The sequence below is a fragment of the Nonomuraea composti genome, from assembly GCF_012034275.1.
Lineage (GTDB): Bacteria > Actinomycetota > Actinomycetes > Streptosporangiales > Streptosporangiaceae > Nonomuraea > Nonomuraea composti.
This window is the reverse complement of the sequence record NZ_JAATEP010000002.1, coordinates 214,377-239,191: the sequence shown is the minus strand read 5'-3', so window position 1 is coordinate 239,191 and position 24,815 is coordinate 214,377. Positions and strand designations below refer to the sequence as shown.

At 73.3% G+C, this 24,815-nt stretch carries 26 protein-coding genes; 11 read left to right on the top strand and 15 right to left on the bottom strand.

Annotated elements, in window-relative coordinates; genetic code table 11:
- Positions 1–297 precede the first annotated feature (297 nt).
- From HCN51_RS03940 to HCN51_RS03925, 4 genes are read right to left on the bottom strand one after another with little or no spacing between them, the layout of a single operon-like run.
- Positions 298–1,020, bottom strand: a complete 723-nt coding sequence (locus HCN51_RS03940; protein WP_168006837.1) for an alpha/beta fold hydrolase — start codon at positions 1,018–1,020, stop codon at positions 298–300.
- Complete coding sequence (locus HCN51_RS03935; protein ID WP_168006835.1) at positions 1,017–2,831, bottom strand: ferritin-like domain-containing protein; 1,815 nt, start codon at positions 2,829–2,831, stop codon at positions 1,017–1,019. The genes HCN51_RS03940 and HCN51_RS03935 overlap by 4 nt, the downstream gene beginning before the upstream one ends.
- Entirely contained in the window at positions 2,821–3,048 is a 228-nt protein-coding gene (locus HCN51_RS03930; protein ID WP_168006833.1) for a hypothetical protein, read from the bottom strand. Before HCN51_RS03930 ends, HCN51_RS03935 begins: the two co-directional genes overlap by 11 nt.
- 51 nt (positions 3,049–3,099) lie before the next feature.
- Positions 3,100–3,861 (bottom strand): SDR family oxidoreductase, encoded by a 762-nt coding sequence (locus HCN51_RS03925; protein WP_168006831.1) that lies wholly within the window; start codon positions 3,859–3,861, stop codon positions 3,100–3,102.
- A gap of 162 nt (positions 3,862–4,023) precedes the next feature.
- Here HCN51_RS03925 and HCN51_RS03920 point away from each other — a divergent pair, with 162 nt between their 5' ends.
- Entirely contained in the window at positions 4,024–4,995 is a 972-nt protein-coding gene (locus HCN51_RS03920) for a tyrosine-type recombinase/integrase (RefSeq protein WP_080046595.1), read from the top strand.
- Between the two features lie 93 nt (positions 4,996–5,088).
- On the opposite strand, the gene HCN51_RS03915 is transcribed toward HCN51_RS03920, so the two are convergent.
- Both HCN51_RS03915 and HCN51_RS03910 read right to left on the bottom strand, forming a co-directional pair.
- On the bottom strand, positions 5,089–6,711 hold the full coding sequence (locus tag HCN51_RS03915; protein WP_168007370.1) for a SulP family inorganic anion transporter: 1,623 nt from the start codon (positions 6,709–6,711) through the stop codon (positions 5,089–5,091).
- A 306-nt stretch (positions 6,712–7,017) separates the two neighbouring features.
- A complete protein-coding gene (locus HCN51_RS03910; protein WP_168006829.1) occupies positions 7,018–7,620 on the bottom strand; it encodes a TetR/AcrR family transcriptional regulator in 603 nt (200 codons plus the stop codon).
- 67 nt (positions 7,621–7,687) lie between these two features.
- On the opposite strand from HCN51_RS03910, the gene HCN51_RS03905 reads away from it, so the two are divergent.
- Positions 7,688–9,670: a HelD family protein gene (locus tag HCN51_RS03905; protein WP_168006827.1), complete on the top strand. Its 1,983-nt coding sequence runs from the start codon at positions 7,688–7,690 to the stop codon at positions 9,668–9,670.
- Positions 9,671–9,741: 71 nt separating this feature from the next.
- A complete protein-coding gene (locus HCN51_RS57970; protein ID WP_206066529.1) occupies positions 9,742–10,272 on the top strand; it encodes a hypothetical protein in 531 nt (176 codons plus the stop codon).
- 43 nt (positions 10,273–10,315) lie between these two features.
- Here the strand turns inward: HCN51_RS57970 and HCN51_RS03895 are convergent, their stop codons facing one another.
- Genes HCN51_RS03895 through HCN51_RS03880 form a run of 4 tightly spaced genes read right to left on the bottom strand, consistent with a single transcriptional unit; the run spans position 10,316 to position 14,062 of the window.
- On the bottom strand, positions 10,316–11,599 hold the full coding sequence (locus HCN51_RS03895; protein WP_168006825.1) for an ABC transporter permease: 1,284 nt from the start codon (positions 11,597–11,599) through the stop codon (positions 10,316–10,318).
- The gene (locus HCN51_RS03890; RefSeq protein ID WP_206066528.1) at positions 11,599–12,489 is read right to left on the bottom strand and encodes an ABC transporter ATP-binding protein; all 891 of its coding nucleotides are present in this window, start codon (positions 12,487–12,489) and stop codon (positions 11,599–11,601) included. The genes HCN51_RS03895 and HCN51_RS03890 overlap by 1 nt, the downstream gene beginning before the upstream one ends.
- On the bottom strand, positions 12,486–13,544 hold the full coding sequence (locus HCN51_RS03885) for an efflux RND transporter periplasmic adaptor subunit (protein ID WP_168006823.1): 1,059 nt from the start codon (positions 13,542–13,544) through the stop codon (positions 12,486–12,488). Before HCN51_RS03885 ends, HCN51_RS03890 begins: the two co-directional genes overlap by 4 nt.
- The gene (locus HCN51_RS03880; RefSeq protein WP_168006821.1) at positions 13,541–14,062 is read right to left on the bottom strand and encodes a hypothetical protein; all 522 of its coding nucleotides are present in this window, start codon (positions 14,060–14,062) and stop codon (positions 13,541–13,543) included. The genes HCN51_RS03885 and HCN51_RS03880 overlap by 4 nt, the downstream gene beginning before the upstream one ends.
- Positions 14,063–14,163: 101 nt before the next feature.
- Here HCN51_RS03880 and HCN51_RS03875 point away from each other — a divergent pair, with 101 nt between their 5' ends.
- The 5 genes from HCN51_RS03875 to HCN51_RS03855 all read left to right on the top strand — a co-directional run bounded on the left by HCN51_RS03875 (position 14,164) and on the right by HCN51_RS03855 (position 19,177).
- A complete protein-coding gene (locus HCN51_RS03875) occupies positions 14,164–14,817 on the top strand; it encodes a response regulator transcription factor (protein ID WP_168006819.1) in 654 nt (217 codons plus the stop codon).
- On the top strand, positions 14,814–15,989 hold the full coding sequence (locus HCN51_RS03870) for an ATP-binding protein (protein ID WP_168006817.1): 1,176 nt from the start codon (positions 14,814–14,816) through the stop codon (positions 15,987–15,989). Before HCN51_RS03875 ends, HCN51_RS03870 begins: the two co-directional genes overlap by 4 nt.
- Before the next feature lie 12 nt (positions 15,990–16,001).
- Positions 16,002–16,598 carry an NUDIX domain-containing protein gene (locus HCN51_RS03865; protein WP_168006815.1) on the top strand — a complete coding sequence of 199 codons (597 nt, stop codon included), beginning with the start codon at positions 16,002–16,004 and terminating at the stop codon, positions 16,596–16,598.
- Positions 16,599–16,865: 267 nt separating this feature from the next.
- Positions 16,866–17,525 (top strand): lysophospholipid acyltransferase family protein, encoded by a 660-nt coding sequence (locus HCN51_RS03860; RefSeq protein ID WP_240972392.1) that lies wholly within the window; start codon positions 16,866–16,868, stop codon positions 17,523–17,525.
- 77 nt (positions 17,526–17,602) lie between these two features.
- Positions 17,603–19,177: a penicillin-binding transpeptidase domain-containing protein gene (locus HCN51_RS03855; protein WP_346433525.1), complete on the top strand. Its 1,575-nt coding sequence runs from the start codon at positions 17,603–17,605 to the stop codon at positions 19,175–19,177.
- A gap of 92 nt (positions 19,178–19,269) precedes the next feature.
- On the opposite strand, the gene HCN51_RS03850 is transcribed toward HCN51_RS03855, so the two are convergent.
- Genes HCN51_RS03850 through HCN51_RS03835 form a run of 4 tightly spaced genes read right to left on the bottom strand, consistent with a single transcriptional unit; the run spans position 19,270 to position 22,093 of the window.
- Positions 19,270–20,139 (bottom strand): alpha/beta fold hydrolase, encoded by an 870-nt coding sequence (locus HCN51_RS03850; protein ID WP_168006811.1) that lies wholly within the window; start codon positions 20,137–20,139, stop codon positions 19,270–19,272.
- Positions 20,140–20,141: 2 nt separating this feature from the next.
- Positions 20,142–20,795, bottom strand: a complete 654-nt coding sequence (locus HCN51_RS03845; protein ID WP_080037670.1) for a PadR family transcriptional regulator — start codon at positions 20,793–20,795, stop codon at positions 20,142–20,144.
- A gap of 51 nt (positions 20,796–20,846) precedes the next feature.
- A complete protein-coding gene (locus HCN51_RS03840; protein ID WP_168006809.1) occupies positions 20,847–21,659 on the bottom strand; it encodes an NmrA family NAD(P)-binding protein in 813 nt (270 codons plus the stop codon).
- On the bottom strand, positions 21,656–22,093 hold the full coding sequence (locus HCN51_RS03835) for a nuclear transport factor 2 family protein (RefSeq protein ID WP_206066527.1): 438 nt from the start codon (positions 22,091–22,093) through the stop codon (positions 21,656–21,658). The genes HCN51_RS03840 and HCN51_RS03835 overlap by 4 nt, the downstream gene beginning before the upstream one ends.
- 91 nt (positions 22,094–22,184) lie before the next feature.
- Between HCN51_RS03835 and HCN51_RS03830 the strand changes: the two genes are divergently transcribed.
- Both HCN51_RS03830 and HCN51_RS62900 read left to right on the top strand, forming a co-directional pair.
- Entirely contained in the window at positions 22,185–22,778 is a 594-nt protein-coding gene (locus HCN51_RS03830; RefSeq protein ID WP_168006807.1) for a TetR/AcrR family transcriptional regulator, read from the top strand.
- A 210-nt stretch (positions 22,779–22,988) separates the two neighbouring features.
- Entirely contained in the window at positions 22,989–23,231 is a 243-nt protein-coding gene (locus HCN51_RS62900; RefSeq protein ID WP_240972391.1) for an OsmC family protein, read from the top strand.
- On the opposite strand, the gene HCN51_RS03820 is transcribed toward HCN51_RS62900, so the two are convergent.
- Complete coding sequence (locus tag HCN51_RS03820; RefSeq protein WP_346433523.1) at positions 23,220–23,942, bottom strand: TetR/AcrR family transcriptional regulator; 723 nt, start codon at positions 23,940–23,942, stop codon at positions 23,220–23,222. The genes HCN51_RS62900 and HCN51_RS03820 overlap by 12 nt on opposite strands.
- A 91-nt stretch (positions 23,943–24,033) precedes the next feature.
- Between HCN51_RS03820 and HCN51_RS03815 the strand changes: the two genes are divergently transcribed.
- Positions 24,034–24,780 carry a siderophore-interacting protein gene (locus tag HCN51_RS03815; protein WP_346433522.1) on the top strand — a complete coding sequence of 249 codons (747 nt, stop codon included), beginning with the start codon at positions 24,034–24,036 and terminating at the stop codon, positions 24,778–24,780.
- Positions 24,781–24,815: the final 35 nt, after the last annotated feature.

Genomic DNA, 24,815 nt, shown 5'->3' with positions numbered 1-24,815 from the left:
CGCTCCACCATCCATGCGCCACCACGCGCGCGCTCCGCCACCCATGCGCCGCCACGCGCGCTCCGCCGCCCACGTGCCGCGACGCGCGTCGCCACCGGCACGTCGCCATGCGAGCCGTCCACCACCGCCACGTGCACGCGTGCCAGCCCGTCAGCCCCCCTCGCCGGCCGCTCGCGCCGTCAGCGCCGCCCATCACGCACTTGGGCCACGCGAGCGGCACCCCCCGTACCACGCGCATGGCAGGCACAACGAAACGCGGCCCGCAGCACAAGCGCTGCGGGCCGCGTCCTGGTCGGATCAGCCGTCGGTGCCGCGGACCGCCTCGATGATGGTGGCGGTCACGGCGTCCGGCTCGGAGACGGCGACCGCGTGGGAGGCCCCAGGCACCTCCTGGGTGCCGCGCGACCCGGCCCGCGCCGCCATGAAGCGCAGCGCCTCGGCCGGGATGTTACGGTCGCGCTCCCCGTGCACGAACCAGGACGGAATGCCCCGCCAGGCGGGCTCCTCGGCGGAGAGCCCGTCCCGCAGCGCCCGCTCGGTCACCGGCCGCTGGGTGGCGGCCATGAGCGCGGCCTCCTCGGCGGCCACGTCGGCGCAGAACTGGTGGTGGAACTTGGCGGGATCGATGCGGAACTCGTTCCCGCCGGACGCCACCGGATAGGCGAGCAGCGCGTCGCCCAGCGTGCTGCCCTCGAACTTCGCCGACAGCAGGAACGCGCTCTCCCCGGGCTCGGGCGCGAAGGCGCCGACGTAGACGAGCGCCCGCACGGCGGGCAGCCCGGCGGCCGCCTGCGTGATCACCATGCCGCCGTAGGAGTGGCCGACGAGGACGACCGGTTGCCGGAGGCCGGCGATGACGTCCCGTACGTAGGCGGCGTCGCCCTCCACGCCGCGCAGCGGGTTGGCCACGGCGACCGCCCGCAGCCCGTGCCCGTGCTGCAGGCGTCTGATGACCCGGTTCCAGGACGCGGATTCGGCGAAGGCGCCGTGCACCAGCACGACGACGGGCTGCTCGTTCATGACGTCGGTTCCTTGTCTGTAGATGGTGGTGGGGCCGGTTCCTCGCGGAAGCCGATGGCCCGGTGGGTGCCGTCGCAGAGGGGTTTGTTGCCGGAGTGGCCGCAGCGGCAGAGCGTGACCCGGTTGCGGATCTCCAGCGGCCGCCCGTCCGACCGGATGACGGGCACGCCGCCGGTGACCCAGAGGGCGCCGGCCAGCCCGTCCTCCTCCTCCAGGACGGAGACGGCCTGCGGCAGGTCGGGCTCGATCGGCTCGCCGCCGCGTTCGAGCGCGTAGCTGTAGGAGCCGGACGGGCAGTGGTCGATGCGGCCCATGACGGCGGCGCGCACGTCGCTGTCGGCGGTGTCGGCGAGCATCGCGGCGATGGGCCTGGTGCGGCCGATGCAGAACGCGGCGTGGACGCACAGCTCCCCCACCCGCCGCGCGGAGATGCCGACCCCGTCGTGGACGTGCTGCAGCTCCTCGTACGGCCGCATCGGCGGCGCCTCGGTGCCGTCGAACCCGATGACGGCGTGCGTCCCGTCGCAGAACGGCTTGGAGCCGGAGTGGCCGCAGCGGCACAGCGCGTACGTGTCCTCGGTCTCCAGGGGTGCGCCGGTCTTCCAGGTCAGCGCGTCGTTCCCGGCGGAGACGATCTTGCGTTTGCGCCGGAGCGGGACGCGGCCGTACACGATGTAGGGGCCGTCGCGCAGGACGACGACGCGCCGCTCGTCGCCGGTGCTCCACCGCCGCTCCTCGGGCGTGACGTACTCGAACGTCGGGCCGGCCTCCCCCACGAGGGCCAGGGCCTGGGCCTTGAGCGCGTACATCATGCCGGTGGCGACCGCGACCAGCCTGGGGCTGCCGTTGAAGGCCCGCTCCAGCAGGTGCAGGACGGCGCAGTAGGTGTGGTTGAACTCCTCCTGCGCCCGGCGGGCGGCGCTGCCCGGCTCGGCCGGGCGCGGGTTGCGCGGCATCGGGCGGACGCCGTCCGGATCCACGCTGACCGGCTCGCCGGTGGGGCCGGACCGCGGGGTGTCCCCGCGCCGGTAGCGGCGGCCGAGCTTGAGCTCCTGGAAGCGGTAGTAGTGGGCGACCTCGTCCCGTTCGGGGTGGAAGACGTCCTTGTCGCCGTCCCAGACCTCGCCGTGGGAGTTGCCCTCGCCCTGCTCGACGATCTCCTCCAGCGCGGCCAGCGCGGTCTTCAGGTCGTGGACGGCGACGAGCCGCCCGCCGGTGTGCAGGAAGTGGCCGGCGTGCACCTGGCGGGCCGGGTCGCCGGCGAAGACCGCCCGCTCGCCGAGCCGCTCGCACAGGTAGCGCAGCCCCTCCTCGATCGCGGCGTAGAACTGCCCGATCGTCTCGTAGTCGTCGCCCTCCGGCGCGGCGCCGGGCGGTGCCGGGCGTTCGAGGCGCAGGAACATCTCCAGCGCCTCCGCGCCGAACGGGACCAGCGACAGCTCCAGGGAGCGGTCGCCGTGGGGCAGCCGGCGCGGATGGGGCGGGAGCATCCGCGGCGTGTCCAGGACGGGCCGGCCGCCGACGGCGTTGAGCAGGTTCGCGGCCAGCGCCAGGTGCAGCATCTCCTCGGCGAAGACGCTGCCGACGATCTCGGCGGCCTCCGGGTTGCGCCGCGCGTCCAGGGAGTACAGGGCGCACAGGTACGGCGGCAGCGTCGCGTGCTCCAGCTCGATCGCCCACTGCAGGTGCTCCCGCAGGCTGTCGATCGTGTCGATCCGCGCCCCCCGCGACCCTCGCGGCCCGAGCGTGTCGATCCGCGCCTCCCGCGACCCTCGCGGCCCGAGCGTGTCGATCCGCGACTCACGCGACATGGTCGTCCGGCCGCCGGGAGCCGTCCTCCAGCACCTCGACCGCGTCGAGCAGGCCGCGCAGGCCGATCTCCTCGCGCTCGGCGTCCGTCGGGTCGAACAGCCAGTCGCCGACCGGCAGCTCGGCGACCTCTCCGGGGCGGCTGGCCTCGACCAGGGTCACCTCCGCTTCGACCTCGATCTCCAGCTCGTGCAGGAAGCCGTCCTCGCCGGTGCTCATCTTTCCTCCAAACGTGGCGTGTACGAATGTCCGGCCGGCCCCGTCATGGGCCTACTTGCCGGCGGCGGCGCGGTGGAGCCAGTCGCGGTACGTGATCGAGCCCAGCACGGCCCGCGTGTCGTCCAGCGGCACCAGCGACCGCTCGCCCAGCTCGCTGCCGAAGTAGCGGGCGTGCGGGTCGGTGACCACCTCGCGCGGGTCGCCCCAGGCGGCCAGCGCCTGGCGGAAGAACTCGTCCATCCGGTACTGGCGCGGCCCGGCGATCTCGACCCTGCCGTTCATCGGCGTGCCCACGGCGGTGCGGCCGACGGCCTGCGCCACGTCGTCGCCCGCGATCGGCTGGAACAGGACGGGCGCGATGTGCACCTTGCCGTCCCGGGTGGCCTCGTCGGCGATGCCGCGCGCGAACTCGAAGAACTGGGTGGAGTGCACGAGCGAGTACGGGATCCCCGACTTCTCGATGAGGCGTTCCTGAGCGATCTTGGCGGCGAAGTAGCCGTTGTCCGGCATCCGCTCGGTGCCCACGATCGACACGGCGACGTGGTGGCCCACGCCCGCCTCCTTCTCGGCCGCCAGCACGTTCCCGGTGGAGGTCTGGAAGAACGTCATCACCGCGTCCCGCTCGAACGACGGCGAGTTCGACACGTCGACCACGACCTGGGCGCCCTTCAGCACCTCGGCCAGCCCCTCGCCGGTGAGGGTGTTCACGCCGGTGTCCGGTGCCGCCGCGACGGCCTCGTGGCCGTGCTCGCCCAGCTTCGTCACCAGCTTCGACCCGATCAGGCCGGTGCCGCCGATCACCACGATCTTCATGGGGAAGGTTCCCTTCTGCTGTCCGCCGGGTTGCCTCCTCCGGCGCCCGGTTCGCACCTGAGACCGGACAGCCCCTCCGGCTCGTGACAGCCTGGGCGAAATTTCTTCCGTGCGCTCCTCCGTGACGTCGCGCTCCCGGCGGGCCGTGGCAATATCGTCGGCGTGAGCCTGCCCGCCGTGTCCGAGCCGGGGGCGCTGCCGGTCGAGCCGGCGCGCGACCCGTACCACGTCTATCTCGACTCCCTGACCAGCCCCGAGTCGCGGCGCACGATGCGCGGCTGCCTCGACCGGCTGGCCCGGCTGCTGACCGGCGACGAGAGCGCGACCGGCGCGGGGCAGCCGTGGCACCTGCTGCGTTACGAGCACACCGTGCGGATCCGGACGATGCTCACCGACCAGGGCTGGTCGGCGGCGTACGTGAACAAGCACCTGGTGGCGCTGCGGCGGGTGCTGAAGGAGGCGTGGCGGCTGGGGCAGACCAGCGCCGAAGACCTCGCCCGCGCCTCCGACCTGGCCCCGGTGCGTCAGAGCCGCCTGCCCGCCGGGCACCACGTGCCGCCCGAGGTGGTCGGTGCGGCGCTGTCGGCGTGCGACGACTCGCCCGCCGGCGTGCGCGACGCGGCGCTGATCGCCGTGCTGTACTCGACCGGGTGCCGCCGCGCCGAGCTGGGCGGGCTGACGCTGGCCGACTACGATCCGGGGTCGCGGTCGCTGCGGGTGCGCGGCAAGCGCGACAAGGAGCGCCTGGTCTACCTGACGACCGACGCGATCGGGCTGGTGGAGCGGTGGCTGGCGGTGCGCGGGAACGTGCCGGGGGCGCTGTTCAGCCCGATCAGCAAGGCGGGGCGGCTGCGGACGCGCGACGGGCGGCCGGTGGGGCTGACCGGGCAGGGCATCGCCGACATCCTGACCCGGCGGTTCGGGGCGGCGGGCGCGGCGCGGCGCACGGCCCACGACTTCCGCCGGACGTTCATCGGCGAGCTGCTGGACGCCGGGGTGGACCTGGCCACGGCGCAGGCCCTGGTGGGGCACGCCTCACCGGCCACCACGGCCCGCTACGACCGCCGCCCCGAGCGCACCCGCCGCGAGGCGGTCGACCGCCTCCGCCTGCCGCCCGCCCGCCCCCTCGCCTGACCACCTCCTTCCGCCGCACCCCGGTACGGGCCCTCCAAGAGGACCCTCACCGAAGTACGGCGGGAGGGGCGGCGTGGCCGGGACAGGGGCCGGTCAGCCGGCCAGGCGGGGCACGATGCCGGAGGTGTGCAGCCGCTCGCGGGCCGCCGCGATGGCCTCGTCGGTCGTGGCGAACACCTGCCCGGCCTGGCTGAGCCGGGCGATCACGCCGAGCGCTTCGAGGGGCTGGTGGTGCCCGTCGCGGATGCCGGACACGTACACCATGATCCCGCGCCTTTCCAGCCGTTCGATGGTGTCGGCCAGCACCATCGCGCCGCTGGCGTCGATGGTGGTGACCAGCCGCATGCGCAGCACCACCACGGACACGTCGGTGACCTCCGACAGCTCCAGCAGGAACCGGTGGGCGGCGGCGAAGAACAGCGGCCCGTCGAGCCGGTAGGTGACGATGTGCTCGGCGAGCAGGGCGTGCTCGTCCTCGGTGTGGTGCGGCTGCAGGTCGTGGCGCAGCGGCTCCTGGTAGAAGCGCACGTTCCTGGCGATGGCCCGCAGCGCGAGCGCGCCGGCGACGACCAGGCCGAGGATGACGGCCACCACGGTGTCGAGGGTGAGCGTGGCCACGGCGGTCAGGACGAGCACGGCCGCGTCGCTCCTGGTGGAGCGCCACATGGCGCGTACGCAGTCGCGCTCGACCATGCGTACGGACGTCGCCAGCAGCACTCCCGCGAGGGCGGCGAGCGGGATCTTGGAGACGAGCCCGGCGGCGGTGTAGACGATGGCGCCGAGGATCAGCGCGTGGGACAGCGCCGCGAGCCGGGAGGTCGCCCCGGAGCGGACGTTGACGGCGGTCCTGACGATGGCGCCGGTGCCGGGCATGCCGCCGAACAGCGGGGTGACGAGGTTGGCGATGCCCTGGCCGAACAGCTCTTTGTCGGGGTCGTGCCGGTGCCGTCCGGTCATGTTGTCGGCGACGGTGGCCGACAGCAGCGACTCCAGTGACGCCAGCGCCGCGACGGCGATGGCGGGGGCGATGAGGGAGGGCACCGCCTGGAGGTCGAGGAAGGACAGCGACGGCGCGGGCAGCCCTTGGGGCAGGTGCCCGATCCTGGCCAGCGGCAGCTCGGCCAGCTCGGCGACGACGGTGACGAGGGCGACGGCGAGCAGCGAGAACGGCACGTTGGGCCGCAGGCTCGCGCCCACGAGCAGCGCCGCCGCCACGAGGAGGGTGATCGACATGGCCCACCAGTGCGGCCTGGCGAGGAAGTCGACGACGGCGTGCCAGGCGACGACCGCGACCTTGTCGCTGTCGTGGGCGGGCACGCCGAGTGCTTGGGGGACCTGCTGGAGGCCGATGACGCCGGCCATGCCGACGGTGAATCCGGCGACGACGGGTGCGGGGACCAGCGACATGTACCGTCCGGCCCGCGCGAGGGCGATCGCGACGAGCAGCAGGCCCGCCATCAGCCCGACGGTGAGGACGCCGGTGGCGCCGTGCTTGCTCATGATGGGCATGAGCACGACGGTCATGGCGCCGCTGGTGCCCGACACCTGCAGCGCCGAGCCGCCGAACAGGGCGGCGAGCGACCCGGCGACGACGGCCGTGGCCAGCCCTGACGCGGCGCCGAGCCCGGAGGAGACGCCGAAGCCGAGCGCCAGCGGCAGCGCGACGATCGCGACCGTGAGGCCGGCGAGGAGGTTGTCGCGGGGCTGGTGGCGCATGGCGGCCAGCGCGGCCCGTTCGGGCAGCACCGCGCGTACGCGGCCCCAGCCTGCGGCGATCACGCCGCTCACGTGGTGTCACCGATCGAGTCCGTACGGTGACCGCAGGTGCGCATGAAAGGTCCGTCCACCATCACTCCTTGGGTAAAGACAATCCCGCCTTGTCACGAATTGCATAAATTTGCAACTCGTGAAGGGGTTGTCAGAGTAACAATTTCACCCCCTCTCACCTGCTTAAACTCCTCCCGCCATGCGATATCCGCAGGGGGCGTGAGACCGGGTGACTGTGTGAGACGGCTGGGTGGATCAGCCGGGCAACATCCCGAAGCCCTGCTCGGCCGCGCGCACGGCCTCCGCCTCGACCTCGGCCATGGGCCGGCCGTCCGCGAGCAGTTGCCAGTTGCGCCGCGCCAGCACCCGCTGGGTGGCGACCGCCTGCCCGGCGAGCAGCCGCGCGGTCAGCTCGTCGGTGGTCTCCGCCAGCGCCTCGGCCAGCGCCTCCTCGTCCTCGGCCATGAACTGGTGCAGCCGCCCGAGCAGGCTGGGCGCGCCGAAGAACACCAGCCGGTGGTAGGCCACCACCTCGGGGTCGTCGTTGAGCCCGGTGACGGGGTCGTGCCGGGCCAGCCCGTCGAGGAAGTGCCGGCGCAGCGCCGCCACCGGCCGCTCCCCCTCGGCCCGCGCGCGCACGACCCGGGCGGGCTCGCCGAGGTGGTCGGTGATCCGGTGCAGGACGAGGTCCTCTTTCGTGGCGAAGTACTTGAACAGGGTCGGCTTCGACACCCCGGCCGCCGCCGCGATCTCCGCCACGGACACCTCGTCGAAGCCGCGCTCCAGGAAGAGGGTGATGGCCGCCGTCGAGATGGCCTCGTGCACGCGCCGCCGCTGCAGCTCCCGCAGTCCCGTCATGAGCACAGCCTAGCAAAGTGTTAACCTGGTTAATATCTTAACCGAGTTAACACTTCTGGGAGGTGTGATGGCGACGCTCGACGACGAGCGGGAGTACGTCGAACGCTGCAAGGCCGGCCTGCGCCGCATGCTGGACGGCGCGCGGAACAACGTGATCGTCGGAGAGACCGTGGCCGGCGACCGCTACAGCGCCGAACGCCTCGGCCGGCACCTCAAGAGCCTGGCCAAGGAGCTGAGCGAGGAGCCCGAGGGCCCGCCGTTCTTCGGGCGGCTCGACTTCGGCCCCGGCTCCGCCAAGCACGCCGGCCGGGCCTACCACATCGGCCGCCGGCACATCACCGGCGAGCACGGCGGCCCGCCCGTCGTGATCGACTGGCGCGCGCCCGTCTCCCGCGCCTTCTACCGGGCCAGCGCCCGCGACCCGCAGGGCGTCGACGTGCGGCGCCGCTTCGGCTGGTCCGGCACCACCCTCACCGGCTTCGAGGACGAACGGCTCTCGCGCGGCGAGGAGGGCGAGAGCAAGATCCTCGCCGCCGAGATCGAACGCCCCCGCGTCGGCCCCATGCGCGACATCGTCGCCACCATCCAGCCCGAGCAGGACGACCTCGTCCGTGCCGGCCTCGACACCACCATCTGCGTCCAGGGCGCCCCCGGCACCGGCAAGACGGCGGTCGGCCTGCACCGGGCCGCGTACCTGCTCTACGCACACCGCCGGCGCCTCGAAGGCGCCGGCGTGCTCGTCCTCGGCCCCAACCGGGCCTTCCTGGGCTACATCTCGGCCGTCCTGCCGGCGCTCGGCGAGGTGGACGTCGAGCAGACGACGCTGGAGCGGCTGCTGGCCACCGTCCCCGTCACGGCCACCGACGACGAGGCGAGCGCCGTGGTCAAGCACGACGCCCGCATGGCGCGGGTGCTGCACAAGGCCCTGTACGGGCGGATCGCCAAGCCGGCCGAGCCGGTCGCGGTGCCCGACGGCTCCTACCGCTGGCGGGTCTACGAGGACGAGCTGCGCCGCATCGTCGACGACACCCGCCGCGAATCCCTCCCCTACGGCGTCGGCCGCGAACGCGTCAGGGCGCGCGTCGTCGAAGCCATCCGCCGCCAGGCCGAGGCGCGCGGGCAGACCGCGAACGCCGCCTGGCTGCGCAAGATCGGGCGCGGCGTCACCTCGTGGCTCGACCAGGTCTGGCCGTCCGTCAAACCGGAGGAGGTCCTGTACGAACTGCTGCGCGGCCCCTCCCCCGGCACCCCCGACCCCGCCGCCGGCGTCCTCACGGCCGCCGAGCGCGCCGCCCTGACCTGGCGCAGGCCCCCGCGCAGCGCCAAGAGCGCCAAGTGGTCGGCCGCCGACCTGGTGCTGCTCGACGAGCTCGCCGCCATGATCGAACGCCCGCGCGGCTACGGCCACGTCATCGTCGACGAGGCCCAGGACCTGTCCCCCATGGAGTGCCGGGCCGTGGCCAGGCGCAGCGAGCACGGCTCACTGACCGTGCTGGGCGACCTCGCCCAGGGCACCACGCCGTGGGCGGCCACGTCCTGGCCCGAACGCCTCGAACTGCTCGGCAAGCCCGACGGCCAGGTCATCGCGCTCACCACCGGCTTCCGGGTGCCCGCCGCCGTCGTGGAGCTGGCCAACACCCTGCTGGCCGCCCTGCCCGTGGACGTCCCCGCCACCCGCTCATACCGCTCCGACGGGCGGCTGCGGGTGCTGCGGGTGCCCGGGCTGGAGAAGGGGGTGGTGGAGGCGGTGCGGGAGGCGTTCGCGTTCGAGGGGTCGATCGGGGTGATCACGGCGGACGCGGACACGGAGGCGATCACCGCCGCACTGTGGAACGAAGGCCTCGACGTGAACGGGCGCCTCAGCGTGCTGCCGGCCTCCTTGTGCAAGGGGCTGGAGTACGACCACGTCGTCGTCGCCGAGCCCGCCGCCATCGTCGAGGCGGAGCGGCGCGGGCTCAACCGGCTCTACGTCGCCCTCACCCGCGCCGTCTCCCGCCTCGACGTCATCCACGCCCGCCCCCTTCCGCCGCAACTCGCCCACGCCTCCTGAAATGCTCATATTTCTCGACATGACGCTTCCGCCCGGTGTGTGATGTGTGCACCCTCCGAAAGGAGCCCCGCGTGCCCCCACCGCCCGCCGCCGACCACCCGCCGGACGCGGGCCGCGCGTCAGGCGAGGACCACTCCCCCGACGCCGGCGACACGCCCTCCGCCGACCACCCGCCCGGCACGCGGGACACGGCCGACGGGGACGACCCGCCTGGCCTCGACGGCACGCTCGGCGGCAGCCCGGCTGAGGCGGAGGACACGAGCGCACGGAGCGACGCCACCGACCACGACGACGCGTCCGCCGCCGACCACCCGCCTGGTCCGGGCGACGGCGTCGTGTCCGGCTTCGGCGGGGCGGCGCGGTGGTCGCAGGGGGTCAAGGTGCGGGGGCCCAAGGTGGTGGATCAGGTCGCGTCCGTGATCGGGTTCGTCTGCGGTGCCGTGGCCGTGCTCTACCTGCCGGTCCTGTTCGGCCTGGCAGGGGTGGTGCTGGGAGTCGTCGGGCATGTGCGAGGTGAGCCCCTGGGGCGGTGGGCCGCGATCGCGGCGGGGGCGGGGATGTTGCTGGGCACGTTGCTCAGCATCCTGCTCACCCCACGATGACCCCTCAGCTCGCATCGCGACGACCCTCTCAGCTCAGACCCCCTCAGGCGGCGGCCAACGCGACGGTGGGCGACAGGCGGGCGGCGCGCATGGCCGGGTAGATGCCCGCGGCCGTGCCGATCACGAGGGTGGCGACGACGGCCCCGCCGAGCGCCCAGGGCGGCACGACGGCCGGCCAGCCGCGCGACACCGCGTACACGGTGGTGGCCAGCGCGCCGAGGACGGCGCCCGCCACCCCGCCCAGCGCCGACAGCAGCAGCGACTCCGCCAGGAACTGGACGCGTACCTGCCCCCGGGTGGCCCCCAGGGAGCGCCGCAGCCCGATCTCGCGGCGGCGTTCCAGGACCGAGATGACCATGGTGTTGGCCACGCCGACCCCGCCCACGAGCAGCGCCACCGCGCCGAGCCCGAGCAGCAGGCCGGTGAAGGCGCCCGCGGCGGCGGCCTTGGCCGCCAGCGCGTCCGACGGGCGGCTGACGGTGACCTCGTCGGGGCTCTCCGGGTTGACGGTACGGGGCAGCGCCTCGCGCACCTGCTCCACCGTCGCGTCGGAGGAACGCTCGTAGATGCTGGTGGGGTAGCCGTCGAAGCCGAGCAGTTCCCGCGCGGCGGGGAAGCCGACCAGGGCCGAGCGTTCGATCTCGGGAGCGAGCGGCATGGGGCCGAGTATCCCGATGACGGTGAACCACCGCCCGCCCATCCACACCCGCACCCCGGTCCTGGCCAGGCCGAGCCGTTCGGCGGCCGTCGCGCCGAGGACGACGGCCGGTTGCCGGGCCGTGGCGTCGTTCAGCCAGGTGCCCTTGACCACGGCGCCCTCCAGGGTGTCCAGGAGGCCGGTGCTGGCCGCCTGGACGGCGATGCCGCCGGTGACGGCTTCGGGGATGCGGTCGTTGCGGCGCACGGTGGCCTCGACGGTGCCGGTGGCGGCGGCGGTGCGGACGGGGCGGATGCGTTGCACCATGGCCAGCGCCGTGGTGGGCAGCTTGGCGTCCTCGCCGAACATCGTCCTGCCCGGGGTGACGGTGAGCAGGTTCGTGCCGAGCCGGTCGAGCTGGCGCAGCAGCTGCTCGCGGGACGACGACGAGATGCCGATCACGGCGATCATCGTGGCGATCCCGATGGCGATGCCGAGCGCGGACAGCACCACCCGGGTGGGCCTGGCCCGCAACCCGGCCGCCCCGACCCGCACCACGTCGGCGACCCCGAGCCGCCCCGGCACCAGCGGCTCGTCCACCCGCCACGCTGGCTCGGGCCGCTCCGGTCCTGGCCGCCTCAGCGCCGGCCGATCCGAGGTGGGCGGGGGGTTCGGGGTGTCGTCCGTCATCAAGGGGCTCCCTTCAGCAGGGCCACGGGGCTCAGGTGCTCGTGCTCGTGGCCGTCCACGATCAGGCCGTCGCGCAGGCGGACGCGGCGCAGGCACCAGCCCGCGATCTCGGCGTCGTGCGTGATGATCGCGACCGTCGTCCCGGACTCGTGCAGTGCGGCCAGCACGCGCAGGACGTCCGCGCCCGCGGCCGAGTCGAGGTTGCCGGTCGGTTCGTCGGCCAGGAGGAGCGGCGGGTCGCCGGCGACGGCGCGGGCCACCGCCACCCGCTGTTGCTCGCCGCCGGACAGCTCGGAGGGGCGGTGCCGCAGCCGGTGTCCGAGCCCGACCCGCTCCAGCGCGGCGGCGGCCCGCTCGCGCCTGGCGCGCCGGCGCAGGCCGGTGTAGAGCAGGCCGTCGGCCACGTTGTCCAGGGCGCTGACGCCGGGCGCCAGGTGGAACTGCTGGAGAACGAACCCCATGTGGCGCGAGCGCAGCGCGGACAGCTGCCGGTCCGTCAGCCGCGCGACGTCGTGCCCGGCGACCCGGACGGTGCCGGTGGTCGGGCGGTCGAGCGTGCCGATGAGGTGGAGCATGGTCGATTTGCCGGACCCGGACGGGCCCACGATGGCGAGCAGGTCGCCGCGCTCGACGGTCAGATCCACGCCGCGCAGCGCGTGCACGTCCCCCGCGTAGGTCTTGCTCACCCCGCGCAGCTCCACGATGCGCTCCCCCGGCCCGCCGCCTTCCCGGCCGCGCTCAGGGCCACGCTGAGGGCCCGGCTCGCGGCCGCGCTCAGGGCCACGCTGAGAGCCGGGCTCGCGGCCGCGCTCAGGGCCGGGGCTGGGCTGCGCGCCGGGGCTGGGCTGCGCGCCGGGGCTGGGCTGCGCGCCGGGTGCGGGCGTGCTCATGTGGCCGGCACCCCGACCTTCATGCCTTCGGCCAGCCCCGGCCCTTCGACCTCCACCAGCCCGCCCCCGAACGCCCCCGTGCGCACCGCGACCACGCGGGAGGTGCCGCCCTCGACGACCTCGACGCCGTAGCCGCCCTCGCGCAGCGCCAGCAGCGCCTCGACCGGGACGGCCAGCACGTTCCTGTGCCGCTCGCTCTGCATCTCGACCTCCACCGGCGCCTGGTCGAGCCGGCTCCTGGGCGGTCTGGCGAGCGTGATCTCCACGTCGATGGTGGTGGTGGGGTCCTGCTCGTCGCCGGAGGTCTCGGCGACGGTGCCGACGGAGGTGACGGCGCCCTTGGCGCGCTCGCCGCCGGGCAGCGTCACGGTCACGGGCGCGCCCTTGCGGGCGAGTGCCTGGTCGCCGGTGTCGAGGTCCACGTGGACGAGGCGGCGCAGGCCGCTGACGGTGAGCGCCTGCCGGCCCGGCGCGGTCCTGGCGCCGAGCTCGGCGTCGACGCCGGTCACGCGTACGGCGGCCGGCTGGAAGACGACCTGGGCCGCGTCGACCCGCCCGGTCTCCGCCAGCCCGCGCTCGTCCTGCCATTCCTTGACGGCCTGCTCGGTGGCGTAGCTGAAGTGGTCGTCCACGGTCAGGTAGTCGCCGTGGCCGAGCGCCTTGAGGTTGCGTTCGAGCTGCTCGACGTCGGGCCCGTCGGACACGCCGCGCTGGAGGGTGCGGTAGAGCGGCAGCCGCCCGTACATGAGGACCAGGGGTCTCCTGTCCACCTTGAGCAGCGGGCGGCCGCGGCGGATCACCGCGCCCTGGGCGGGCGCCCAGGTCACGGTGCCGGAGGCGCCGGAGGCGATCCGGCGCTCGCCCGCGTACGTCAGCGAGCCGGACACCGTCTTCGTCTCCACGAGGTCCTGCCTGGTGACGTCGGCGGTGGCGGGGACGGGCGGCCTGGACGGTGTGGCGGCGCCGGGCCCCGCGTCGTTGAGCGCGGCGACGGCGGTCCAGGTCGCGGCGACGGCGAGCAGCGTGCCGCCGCCGAGCAGGAGGCCCTTCCTCATGGGGTCTCCTTCTTGGCGAAGCCGGGCGCGTACTCCTCGCACGCCTTCTGCGCGGCCTCCAGCTTCTCCTTCGACTGGCCCCTGCCGTCGAACCGCAGCGGCTGGCCGGGCTGCGGGTCGGCCATGTCGATGCCCTGCTCGCGCATGCACTGCGCGAACTTGACCAGCTGGTCGAACCCGGCGGCGTCGGCGGGCCGTTCCCCGGCGTTGACGACGGCGTCCATGATGGGCCGGCAGGCCTTCTGCGCCTGCTCGACCTTCTTCTGGTCCATGCCCTTGGGGATCTTGAGCATGATCCGGCCCTCCTGCGGGTCGGGCATGTCGATCCCGTGCTCGCGCATGCACTGCGCGAACTTCAGCGCCGCCTGGTCCGGGTCCAGCGACGCCGACGGGCTGGCCGCGGGCGTCGCGGAGGCCGTCCCGCCGCCCGCGCTGACCACGCCGTCGTCCTGGGCGGCGGGGGTGCCGCACCCGCTCAGTGCCAGCGCCGCGGCGGCCAGCAGTAGCCGTGCCTTCATGAGTCCTCCTTCTGAAGGTGCGGCCCCACTTCAGACGACGGGGTGCTAGAACCGGATAAACCCTTATCCGCCGCTAACACGTGATCCGCCACGCTCGGGGCATGCGAGTGCTGGTCGTCGAGGACGAAGAGCGGTTGGCGGACGCGGTCGCGCACGGCCTGAGGCTGCACGCGATCGCCGTGGACGTCGCCTACGACGGGCAGGAGGCGCTGGAGATGGCGTCGTACGTGGGCTACGACGTCGTGGTGCTCGACCGTGACCTGCCCGGCGTGCACGGCGACGACGTGTGCAGGCGGCTGCGCGCGGACGGCCGGGGCGGGCGGGTGCTCATGCTGACCGCCGCGGGCCAGATCCACGACAAGGTGGGCGGGCTGGCGCTGGGGGCGGACGACTACCTGGTCAAGCCGTTCGCGTTCGCCGAGCTGGTGGCGCGGGTCAGGGCGCTGGCCCGGCGCTCGGCCAGGTCGGCGGCGCCGCTGCTCGAACGCGGCGGCATCGCGCTCGACCCGGCCCGCCGCACCGTCGCCAGGGACGGCCGCCCGGTCTCGCTCAACCGCAAGGAGTTCGACGTGCTGCGGGTGCTGCTGAGCGCGGACGGCGCGCTGGTCACCTCCGGCGAGCTGCGCAGGAGCGTGTGGGACGAGTACGCCGAGCCCGGCACGGGCGCGCTGCGCGTCACGATCACCTCGCTGCGCAAGAAGCTCGGCCTGCCGGCGGCGATCCACAACGTGCCCGGCAAGGGATACCGGCTGTGACCGCCCGTGCTCTGCGGTGGTGGAACGCCCGGCGGTTACGGCTGCGGCTGACCCTGCTGTTCGGCGGGCTGTTCCTGGTCGCGGGCTCGATCCTGCTCTGGCTGACGTACTGGATCACCGCGCGGGCCCTGGCGCAGAAGTTCGCGGTCGGCCCCGTGCGCGTCGCGGGCCCGCCGCCGGGGGCCGCCGCGCCGGCGCCGTACCCGGCCGAGGGGGACGTGGTGTTCCGGGCCGAGATCGAGTACCGGGTGGACGGCGTGCTCAGCGAGATGGTGCGCTGGTCGATGCTGGTGATGATCCTGGTCGGGATCATCGCGCTGCTGCTCGGGTACGTGGTCGCGGACCGGGCGCTGCGCCCGCTGGACCGGGTGACGGAGACGGCGCAGCGGCTGTCGGAGAGCACGCTGCACGAGCGGATCGGGCTGCGCGGCCCGCCCGACGAGGTGCGGCGGCTGGCCGACACGTTCGACGCGATGCTCGACCGGCTGCGCCGGGTGTTCGACGCGCAGCGCCGCTTCATCGCCAACGCCTCGCACGAGCTGCGCACCCCGCTGGCCGTCAACCGTACGGTGCTGGAGGTGTCGCTGGAGGAGCCGGCGGCGTCGGAGGACCTGAAGGCGCTGGCCAGGGCGCTGCTGGGCACCAACGCCCGCTACGAGCGGCTGATCGAGGGGCTGCTCCTGCTCGCGCAGTCCGAGCAGGAGCTCACCGTGCGCAGGGCGGTCGACCTGGAGCAGGTGGTGCGGACGGTGCTGGAGCAGATCGACCCGCGCTCACGCAAGCGGCCGGTCACGCTGCACCAGGACCTGCGGCCCGCGCTGGTGGAGGGGGATCCGCTGTTCCTGGAGCGGTGCGTGGTCAACCTGGTGGAGAACGCGATCAAGTACAACGTGCGCGGCGGGCACGTCTGGCTGACCGTGGCAGGGGAGCCGGAGGGCGGCTCGATCGTGGTGGAGAACACGGGGCCGCTGGTGCCCGCGTACGAGGTGGAGGACCTGTTCGAGCCGTTCAGCCGGATGCAGGGCGAGCGGGTGCGCTCCTCGCAGGGCTCGGGGCTGGGGCTGTCGATCGTGCGGGCCATCGTCAGCGCGCACGGCGGTACGGTGACGGCGCGGGCGCGCTCGGAAGGCGGGCTGCGGGTGGAGGTACGGCTGCCGCGCGCGGCGGCGTGAGATCCTGGAGCGGTGCTGACGCCCATCGACACGCTGCGCGAGCAGGTCACCGCCCGGCTGGCCGCCTTCGAGCGCAGGCAGGTGCCGCCGGCCGGCGGGGTGCGCAGGGCCGGCGTCACCGTGTGCGTGCTGGAGGACGGCGACGGCGCCCCGTACGTCGTGGTGATCAGGCGGGCCGCGCGCGGCCGCAACCCCGGGCAGTGGGCGCTGCCGGGCGGGCGGGCCGACGACGGGGAGCGGCCTGAGGACGCGGCGCTGCGCGAGCTGGCCGAGGAGACCGGCATCACCGGCGTCCAGGTGGCCGGGCTGCTCGACGACTTCGTCACCGACTCCGGGTTCGTGATCACGCCGGTGGTGGCGTTCGGCGGCCGGCAGCAGCCGGTGCCCGACCCCCGGGAGGTGGCGTCGGTGCACGCGGTGCCGCTGGAGCGCTTCCTCGCGCCGGGGGTGCCGCGCTGGCGGGGCGAGCTGCTGCAGATGCCGCTGGGGCCGTCCATCGTGATCCACGCGCCGACGGGGGCGATCCTGTGGCAGTTCGCGGAGGTGGCGCTGCGGGGGCGGGAGCAGCGCGTCTTCGATGTGGCGCAACCGCACTGGACCAGGACGTAAGCCCGCCAGGGGCGGCCCGAGGGGAGAGCGCGATTACCTTCAGGGGCGGGCGGTGTGCTTAACTCAAGATTGCCGATGTGGTTAGTGTCCCCCGGGCCGCAAATTACCGCCTTCACGGAATACCGTCCGGCTGGAGCCGTGTTGTGCACCTCGCCGAGGAGGCGACCGCCACATCGGCCTAACAGCTTTTCCCAGGCGTCCCGCCGCACCGGCGGGGCGCCTGCCCTATGGTGGGGTGGCCACCGGCCCGATGATCAGGAGAGCTCGTTGCTGTACGAAGTGGTCAAGTTCGCCGCCGCTCCGCTCGCGCACGCGATGTGCACGCCTCACATCTCGGGCGCGGCCCACGTGCCGAGGAGCGGGCCCGCGATCCTGGCCGCCAACCACCTGTCGGTCCTCGACTCGTTCCTGCTGCCGGCGCTGCTGCCCCGGCACGTGACGTTCACCGCCAAGAACGAGTACTTCGACGGCAACCCCGTCTCCGGCTTCTTCATGCGGCTGGGCGGGAGCCTTCCGATCGACCGGGAGAGCGCGCACGCCGCGCAGGCCATGCTCGACGACGCCGCCGCGCTGCTGGAGCGGGGCGAGCTGTTCGGCATCCACCCCGAGGGCACCCGCTCCCCCGACGGCCGCCTCTACCGCGGCAAGGTCGGCGTGGCCTGGCTGGCGCTCAAGACCGGCGCGCCGGTGCTGCCGGTGGCGCTGCGCGGTACGGAGAAGGTGCTGCCGTTCGGCTCGAAGGTGCCGAGGCCGGCGCCGATCGGCATCACCATCGGGGCGCCGATGCGGTTCGAGGGCGAGCACACCAGCGCGCGCGACCGGCGGCGGGTGACCGACGAGATCATGGCCGCCATCCAGCGGCTGTCCGGCCAGGAGTACGTGCCGACGTACGCGGCCAGTTACAAGGCTTCCAATGGAATGTCCTGATTTGGACGCTAGGCTCTGACACCTGTCGTCGAGAAGCAGGGGGCTGATCAGTGGCGCGGGGTCGTACGATCGCGATCGTGTCCGTGTCGGCCGTGCTCGCGGTGGGGGCCGCGGCCGGTGGCGCGTACTACGTACTGCACACGAGAGGCACGCCGGCCGAGACCGCGCAACGCTTCGCGGCGGCCTGGCAGGCCGGTGACAAGACCGCCATGGCGGCCCTGCTGGCCACGCCGAAGCAGCTCACCGCCTACGACCAGCAGCGCACCGCGCTCGCCGTCGAGTCGGCCGCGATCAAGCTGGGCAAGGTCACCGAGGGCGACGGCCGCGCCAGCGTCCCCTACACCGCCACCCTGAACATGAAGAACGTCGGCGAGTGGAGCTACCAGGGCGAAATCGACCTGGTGGTGGCCGACCGCACGTGGAAGGTCGACTGGAAGCCCGCCACGCTGCACCCGTCGATGACCGAAGGGGCCACGTTCTCGCTGGAGACGAAGTGGCCGGAGCGGGCCGAGATCACCGACGCCGACGGCGGCCGCATCGACACCGGCACGGTCGGCGGCTCCGTGCAGCAGCTCGTCGGCTACCTCGCCAAGGCGACCAAGAAGGACGTGGCCAGGCTCGGCTCCTCCTACAAGGTCGGGCAGCCCATCGGGGCCCACGGGTTGCAGGCGACCTTCCAGGAGCAGCTCGCCGGCACGCCCACCACCGAGATCAAGCTCGGTGACAAGACGCTGGAGACCATCGAGGGCACCGAGGGCAAGCCCGTCGAGACCACGCTCGATCCGCAGGCGCAGGCCGCCGCCGTCACCGCCGTCAAGCACATGAAGAAGCCCACCTCCCTGGTCGCGATCAAGGCTTCGACCGGTGAGATCCTGGCCGTGGTCAACAATGTGGGCGGGTTCAACCGGGCGCTCGACGGCCGCTACCCGCCCGGCTCCACGTTCAAGGCGGTCACCGCGATCGGGCTGCTCGCGGCCGGCCTCTCACCCCAGGACACCGTGACCTGCCCCAAGAACGTCAACGTCGGCGGGCTGCCGATCCGCAACTCCGACGAGGAGGCGTTCGGGTCGATCTCGTTCCTCGACTCCTTCGCCCACTCGTGCAACACGACGTTCGCGCCGCTGGCGAAGTCGAAGCTGGGCGCCGACAAGCTGCTGGAGGCGGCCGAGAACGTCGGCTTCAACCAGCCGCTGAACATCGGGGTGTCCGCCACCCGGCCCAGCTTCCCCAAGGCCGAGTCCGACGCCGAGCTGGCCGCCGAATCGTTCGGCCAGGCCCGCATCACGGCCAGCCCGCTGTCGATGGCCTCCGTCGCCGCCGCCATCGCCGACGGCACCTGGCGTCCGCCGACGCTGGTGCCCGCGATCAAGCAGAAGGCCGAGGAACGCAAGCTGCCCGACGGGGTGAAGGCCGGGCTGCACTCGATGATGTCGGCCGTCGTCACCAAGGGCACCGCCAAGTCGGCGGGGCTGCCCGCGGGCACCCACGGCAAGACGGGCACGGCCGAGTTCGGCACCGGCGAGAAGCTCGACACGCACGCCTGGTTCATGGGGTTCAAGGGGGACGTGGCGTTCGCCGTGGTCGTCGAGGGCGGGGGCGGCGGCGGCGCGGTGGCCGCGCCGGTCGCGGCCACCTTCCTCAAGAACCTCTGACGCGTGCTGGGCGCTCAGCAGCCGGCGCGCCCACGGCGGGCGGTGACGGGCTGACGGACGCTCAAGCTGCCGGGAGCCGGGCTGACGGACGCTCAAGCTGCCGGGAGCAGGAAGCGGCGGATCTCCGCCGCCACCCGCTCCGGCCGGCCGCGCTGGGCGGCGTTCTGCGTGGCGCCGTGATCGAGCCCCGCCAGCTCCACCCGCCGCGCGTGCGGCAGGACGCCCTCCAGGCCGGCGAGCGCGGCCCGGAGGTAGGGCCGGCTCTTGGTCCCGCCGAGCAGCAGCGTCTCGACCTCGACCGGCCGGTATCGCGCCAGGTCGCCGGTGGCCTCGGCCACGACCGTGATGTCCTGCCGCTGGGTCGGGGCCAGCTCCCGGAACGTCGGCTCCTCGCCCCCGCCCTTGTCCTGACTTTTCAGCATCAGCCCCGTCAGCCATTCCTGGACGGGGCGGGGCAGCGCGGCGAACAGCGGCGGGGCGAGCCGGGCGGCCCGCATGCCCGTGACGAGCGCCGCCGCCGTCCTGCCCGCGGCGATCTCCCGGTCGAAGCGCTCCAGGGTGCCGCCCAGATCGACGTCACCCAGGCCCAGCGGCGGCTCGAACAGGACGACCTTGCTCAGGGCGTCCGGCCGGGCGAGCGCGGTGTGCAGGGTGATGATCGCGCCCGCGCTGACGCCCACGGCGTACCGGGCGCCGGTGGCCCGCAGCACCGCGTCGAGGTCCTCGACCTCGCGCTCGATCCCGTACGCCGCCCCGGCGGGGCCGCTGCCGCCCCGGCCGCGCCGGTCGGGGAGGTAGCAGGTGAACTCGGTCGATAAGGCGCGGGCCAGGTCGATCTGGCTGTGGCCGGTCTGCATGGCGCCGTGCACGATCACCAGGCCGGGGCCCTGCCCGACCTCGCGATAGCTGATCGTGGTGCCGTCGGTGGCCGTGATGGTGCCGGTGGTGCTGGTCGTGGCCATACTCATTCCCCTTCTTCCGGGCGGCCGCGCTCCGCGAGGGCCGCCACGTCGGGCGACATCTCGCCTGACTGGTGGTATGTCCGCCATTCCTCCTGGCCGGGGAACGTGCCCCCGTCCAGCTCGGCCAGCACCGAGGCCACCCAGGCGGCCTGGGCCTCCAGCAGCGCCAGCGCGTACTCCGACTCGACGAGGAACAGCCGCGGCACCTCGGCCCGGTGCGCCTCCAGCTCCCGCCGATCCGCTTCGATCCGCTCCTCCAGCAGCTCCAACCGCCGCCGCAGCAGGGAGGCGACCTCATCAGGGCCGAGCCCGCCCATCACCGACAGGCCCGCCTCGAACGCCGACGGCTCCCGGCGCGGCTCGGCCAGCAGCTCCCTGGTCCAGTCGTCGGCCTCGCGGCGGCCCGCGTCGGTGACCCGGTAGACGGTCCGCTCGGGGCGGGCCCCCTGCCTGCCGCTCTCGACCGCCTCCAGCAGGCCGTGTTTCTCCAGGTTGCGCACGACGGTGTAGAGGGACCCCCACTTGATCGGCATGTCCTGGTCCTTGCCGCGGGCGCGCAGGACCGAGGCCATCTCGTAGGGGTGCATCGGGCGCTGGGTGACCACGGTGAGGACGGCCAGCGCCAGCAGGTTGCTCACCGGACGCCGTCGGGGCATCTCCGCTCACCGCCTTCGCTTCTTTACTCGTCTGCGAGTATACGTAGGCGATTATTCGTCCGCAAGGATCGCTTCGCGGAAGGGGCGGGGCGGGCGGCCGGTGACGCGTTCGACGGTGTCGGTGACGCGGTCCTCCGCGCCGCCCCGGATGTCGTCGTCGAGCGCGGCCAGCAGGGCGGCGTACTCCGGGGACAAGCCGCGCTGCGCGAAGTGCCCGGCCAGTTCCTCCACCGGCACCGCCCGATGACGCACCGGCCGGCCGTGCCGCTCCGTCAGCAGGGCCGCCACGTCGTCGTAGCTCAGCGCCTCCGGCCCGGTCAGGACGTGGTCGGTGTCGTGCGACCGCTCGTCGGTCAGCGCGTGCCCCGCGACGGCGGCGATGTCGCCCGCGTCGATGAACGCGACGCGCCCCTTCCCGGTCGCGGAGAGCAGGTCACCGTCCCGCTCGCGCAGCTCCAGGGACGGCCCGGTGAAGTTCTGCATGAACCAGGACGGCCGCAGCACCGCCCACTCGGGCACCGTCGTCCGGACCAGGCGGTGCACCTCCCCCAGCCCCGGCGCGCCCTCCGGCACGGCGGACGAGCTGAGCTGCACGACCCGCCGCACCCCCTGGCGCACGGCCTCCTCCAGAAACGGCTCGACGAAGGGGACGGGGTCGGCGACCCCGACCGGGCCGACGAGGTAGACGGCCGAGACGCGGCGCAGCGCGGGCGCGTACGTCTCCCGTTCGGTCCAGTCGAAGCGCACGTGCCGCGGATCCCCCCTGCGGCTGGCCGTGCGGACGGGCACGCCGCGCCCGCGCAGGAAGGCGGCCACGCGGGAGCCGGTCGTGCCGGTCGCCCCGAGCACGAGCACGCCGCTCATCGGGCACCGCCGGAGAAGGCGTCGTTCAGCGCGTCCGTGCCGCCCATGATCTCGGCGGCGGCGAGCGGGCTCCAGTAGTCGCGGTAGCTGCGGATCTCGCCGTCGCGCACGGTGATCACCGCGATGTACCGCATCGTGTACGGCCGGCCGGTGGCGGCCACGACGCCGGCGACCTCCATCTCGACGATCACCACGTCGGGGTCGACGCTCTGGTGCACGGTCTTCGAGGTGATCTCCCGGATGTCGAGGATGTCGGGGTAGTCGCGCAGGTACTCGTGGATCGCGGCCCGCCCTTCCACGCGCTGCGGGTAACCGGGCTGGGCGAAGGGGAACTCGATCACGCCGTCCTCGGCCCAGAGCCCGGCGAAAGCCGTCATGTCCTTGGCGAGCAGCAGGTCGAGGGCGTGGTCGACCAGCCCACGTGCGTTCATCATGAAGTCTCCTTACGTTCGGACGGTACGGTCCCGTCTCGTCGACAACGTACCACGGGACGGAACCGTCCCGTCCACTCGCTAGACTCACCCCATGACACGTCGCACCCCGACCGGCGCAGCCGTCCTGCAGCCGTCCGTCACCAGGGCCATCACCGAAGCCGTGCTGGACGAGTGGGCCGAGCAGGGCTACGGGAGGCTGTCCATGGAGGCGGTCGCCAAGCGGGCGGGCGTGGGCAAGAGCGCGCTGTACCGCCGCTGGCCGTCCAAGCAGGAGATGGCGATGTCGGTCATCTCGGAGTTCACCGTCGGCTCCGCGACCGTCCCCGACACCGGCTCGCTGCGCGGCGACCTGCGCGCGCTCCTCGACGTCCTGATGGAGTGGATGACCCACCCCCGCTTCCGCAGGATCCTGCCGGACCTGGTGGCCGAGGCGGCCCGCAACCCCGAGCTGGCGGACGCCAGCATCGCCATGATCGGCACGCCGCGGCGGGAGCGGGCCAGGCCGATGTTCGAGCGTGCGATCGAGCGCGGCGAGCTGCCCCCGGACACCGACGTCGAGCTCGCCCTCGACCTGGTCGCCGCCCCGATCTACTGGCGGCTCACCGTCCGGGGCGTGGAGGCGGGGCCCGGCTATCTCGACGCGCTCGCCGACACGCTGCTCGCCGCGTTGCGGGCGCGCGCATGAAACGGGCTTGAGCCTCGGCTTGAGTCTCCAGCGGGTGGAAGGTGCAGGCTGCCAGGCGTGAGTGACGGGCTCTACCCGATCGGCGAGCCGGCTCGCCGATCGGGCTGCCGGTGCGGACCATCAGGTTCTGGTCCGACAGCGGCGTGCTGCAAGCCGCTGGTCGGCTCCCCGTCGCAGTGTCACATGCTGTGGTGCCTTCACAAGTGCGCCATGGCCGGCGTGATCGTCACCGCGTACACCGACACCGCGACCGGCACCATGGCCACGACCGCCGACGGCGGCCGGTTCACCGAGGTGGTGCTGCGCCCGGCGGTCACCGTGGCGGCCCAGGAGATGGCCGAGAAGGCGCTCGCCCTGCACGCCGACGCCCACGAGTCGTGCTTCATCGCCTCCTCGGTCAACTTCCCCGTCCGGCACGAGCCGACCGTCCGGGTACCCTCGTCACAGGTCTGACGGGCCTTCGTAGTCGAATCCGAGCCTGGGCGCGATCTCGCGCAGGCACTCCTCGAACACCGCCTCCATGTCCGGATAGACGAAGTCGAGCTGGTTCAGCACCTCCATGCAGAGCAGGCCGTACAGCCTGATCCAGCACGACATGACCACGTGGATCGCCTCCACGGGCAGCCCCATGCCCGTGGCGTCCACGTACGCGTGCAGCTGCGACCTGATGGACGGATGCAGCTCCCCGGGGGCGGGCACCGGGAACGGCCGGCTCCGCCACAGCTCGGCGACCTCCTCCAGGAAGACCTGCTCGAAGTCGCGCCCGGCCAGCTCGCGCGGCGAGTCGGGCCGCCGCTCGGCGGTGATGGGGCTGGCGAACACCCACCCGAACTCCGCCCGGTGCGTGACGGCCCAGCGCCGCATCGCCCGGCAGGCCGCCAGCAGCCGCGGCCCGTGCTCCCCGGGCGGGCGGGAGTCGCGCCCGGCCTCCACCGCCGCCGTGAGCTCGCGGAAGAAGTCGGCCGTCACGGCGCCGACCAGCTCGTCGTGCCCGGCGAAGTAGTGGTAGAGCGCCGGGCCGCTCATGCCCATCTCCCTGGCCACCGCGTTGATCGTGACGGCCTGCGACCCCTGCTCGATCAGCAGCCTGCGGGCCGCCGCGCGGATCTCCGCCAGCGTCGCCTGCCGTACTCGTTCGCGCCTGCCGACGCCCTGTGCCGCCACTCGCCCACCTTCCTCACGATCCTTTGACATCTTAGGGCATCTATGTTTGCTTAATGCCTCTAAACATTCTTAGTGATCGTAAGGAGATGTCGTGGCACGCAACCCCTTGGCCGGCGCGTTCGCCAAGTACGTCATGCGGGCCCGGGTCACCGAGACCGGCCTGGTCACGCCCACCATGCGGCACATCCGATTGGCCACCGAGACGCCGATCGCGTTCCCCTACCGGCCCGGCCAGCACATCCGGGTGCAGATCAACGACCCGCTGTCCGTCCAGGGGATCCTGCGGCCGTCCGAGACGCTGCGCACGTACACGATCTGGGACCTCGACCCCGACCGGCGGGCGCTGGAGCTGCGCGCGCACCTCTACGGCGGGGACGGTATCGGGCTGCGCTGGGCGCAGGAGGCGGCGCCGGGGGACGCGGTGACGTTCTGGTGGCCGCAGGGCGACTTCTTCGTCCGGGACGAGGCGCCGTTCCACCTGTTCGCGGGCGACGAGACGGCGAGTGCGGCGTTCGGGCCGATGCTGCGCGCGCTCGGGGCGGGCGCGCGGGTGCACGGGGTGCTGGAGAGCGAGTCCCCCGAGCACGACCCGCTCATGCCGGGCCCGCACGAGCTGCGGCGCGTCCACCGTCGCGGCGCGCCGGCCGCGTCCTCGAAGACGCTGCTCGCCGCGGTGGCCGAGCTGGAGCTGCCGGGCAACACCGGCGCCGCCTACCTGGCGGGTGAGGCGCGTACGTGCCAGATGATCCGCGACTACCTGGTACGCGAGCGCAACTGGCCCCGCAAGGCCATCCACGTCAAGCCGTTCTGGGCCCCGGGCAAGCGCGGCCTGCACTGAAAGATATTCCTTGGCACGAATATTCTCCATGGTGA